Below are 471 nucleotides of genomic sequence, written 5' to 3'. Positions count from 1 at the left end.
AGGTCGACTCACAGCGCTTTCAATCCACGCTGCGGCCCAGCAACGGCACATCTGGCTCGTTTCGACCCGTGCTTGGCGCCACATCAGTTTCAACGCGGCGCTGGTTAGTCCAACCCGTCGAGCCCGTTTCGGCCCAACAGCAGCCCGCCGATTCCACCGACTCCTACTTGACCCGCTGTCGAGGCGAGTCCGGCGTTACCGCCGTTGCCACCGTTGCCAAATAGGCCGGCGTTGCCACCGGCTCCGCCGTTACCACCAGTCATGGGGCCATCCGCGCCCGCGCCGCCGGCTCCGCCATTACCGACAAGTTGGCCAGCTCGGCCGCCTTGCCCACCGACACCAGCGCCGTCAAAATCTCCGTCCGTTCCGCCGGCGCCGCCGGACCCACCGTTGCCCAGCAGGCCGGCGTTGCCACCGGCGCCCCCGTTACCACCGTTCCCGCTAAAGCCTATTCCGCCGGCGCCGCCGGCG

Annotated in this window: 1 pseudogene; it reads right to left on the bottom strand. The window is 68.6% G+C overall.

Annotation, left to right across the window (positions count from 1 at the left end):
• Window positions 1-104 precede the first annotated feature (104 nt).
• Window positions 105-471: pseudogene (locus tag F0Q45_RS28415) on the bottom strand (hypothetical protein); the annotation flags it as partial.

The organism is Mycobacterium simiae, from assembly GCF_008370645.1.
GTDB lineage: Bacteria > Actinomycetota > Actinomycetes > Mycobacteriales > Mycobacteriaceae > Mycobacterium > Mycobacterium simiae_A.
The sequence above is the reverse complement of the archived record's forward strand: the minus strand, read 5'-3'. Positions and strand labels throughout refer to the sequence as shown.